Below are 1,349 nucleotides of genomic sequence, written 5' to 3'. Positions count from 1 at the left end.
ACCTATATTCGTGTATCGTGCCCAGAAATTTCATGTGGACGAGCAGAAATATGGTCTCTGGTGGTATTCAACAGTCTTTCTTTAAATTAAAAAATAATCGTATCTTTGAGTTTGTAGTTATTGCGATTATCTTAGTTTCAGCCCTAGAAATTGGCGCTAAAACCTATCATCTCCCTGAAAATGTTATTCCATTTTTAAAGATATTGGATTGGTTTGTAACGATTTTCTTTCTGATAGAAATCAGTATCCGTTTTATTGCAGAACCTAATAAAAAAGCGTTTTTCAAAGATGGTTGGAATGTTTTTGATACCCTTGTCGTAGTGATCAGTCTTATCCCTATCAATGAGAGCGAGATGGCTTTGCTAGCTAGGCTTGTTCGTGTATTCAGGGTTTTACGAATGGTGTCTGTGATTCCTGAACTACGCGTTTTGATTAGCTCACTAGTTAAAGCATTGCCGCAGCTAGGTTATGTAATGCTGCTAATGTTCATTATCTTTTATATCTACGCAGCCGTTGGTAGCCACTTGTTCGGTGAGATTAATGAGGTGCTCTGGGGCAATATAGCCATTGCTATGCTGACTTTATTCCGAGTTATGACCTTCGAGGATTGGACTGACGTTCAATATGAAACGATGGAGGTTTATCCTCTAAGTTGGATCTTCTATCTAACCTTTATTTTCTTTACGGCATTTGCATTCTTAAACATGGTGATTGGTATTGTTGTGAGTGTGATGGAAGAAGAAAACCACAAAATGCGAATGCAAAAAAATGAAGAGCAGGGTAAGGAAGAAGTGACGCTTGAAGCTTTGTATAAAGAAATTCAGAGTTTAAAAGAAGAACTAAGAAAAAACGCTCGCGAATAAGCGAGCGTTCTTGTAATGAGTTAAGGGTGTTAACTTATATATTCTGGACCAACTCCAACGCTCCAGATAATGACGCTAATGGCAAACAAGCCGACTAGCATCACTAATCCCACTGTTAAGATAGAGGAGGCAAACATAAACCCTCTATCTTCTGGAATCTTCATTAGGATTGGTAATCCTTCATAAAGGAGATAGACCGACCAACATACTGCGACCACTCCGGCCATCATGTTTACCCAGAGCACTGGATATATCGCGATAGCGCCTATTAGGAATAAAGGCGTTGCGGTATAAGCGGCGAGAATAATACCGTTGTGTTCAGATGCTTCTACGCCATATGTCGCCGCAAAAAAATCAATGAATTTACCAATAATGTATATGCCGCTTAGCATTGCTGCGTAAAACAGAATGCAGAGTTGTGCGGCGCTAGAATTTGTCAGCTTAATAATATCGCCATCGCCGATTTGCCAACCAACGTGAGTTGTC

General features: G+C 39.7%; 2 protein-coding genes. One reads left to right on the top strand and one right to left on the bottom strand.

What is annotated here, in order from left to right:
• Nucleotides 1-32: 32 nt before the first annotated feature.
• A complete protein-coding gene (locus tag A3738_RS15760; protein WP_082878569.1) occupies nucleotides 33-863 on the top strand; it encodes an ion transporter in 831 nt (276 codons plus the stop codon).
• A 29-nt stretch (nucleotides 864-892) separates the two neighbouring features.
• Here the strand turns inward: A3738_RS15760 and A3738_RS15755 are convergent.
• Nucleotides 893-1,349: Yip1 family protein (locus A3738_RS15755; protein ID WP_068763718.1), on the bottom strand; the 457-nt coding region annotated here is incomplete at its 5' end.

The sequence above is a fragment of the Oleiphilus sp. HI0066 genome, assembly GCF_001635725.1.
Note: the sequence above shows the minus strand (reverse complement) of the source record. Positions and strands in the feature narration are given on the sequence as shown.

What these genes read in the sequence shown, in the direction of transcription:
- A3738_RS15760 (WP_082878569.1), top strand. Translation starts at nt 33, where the DNA reads ATGTGGACGAGCAGAAATATGGTCTCTGGTGGTATTCAACAGTCTTTC.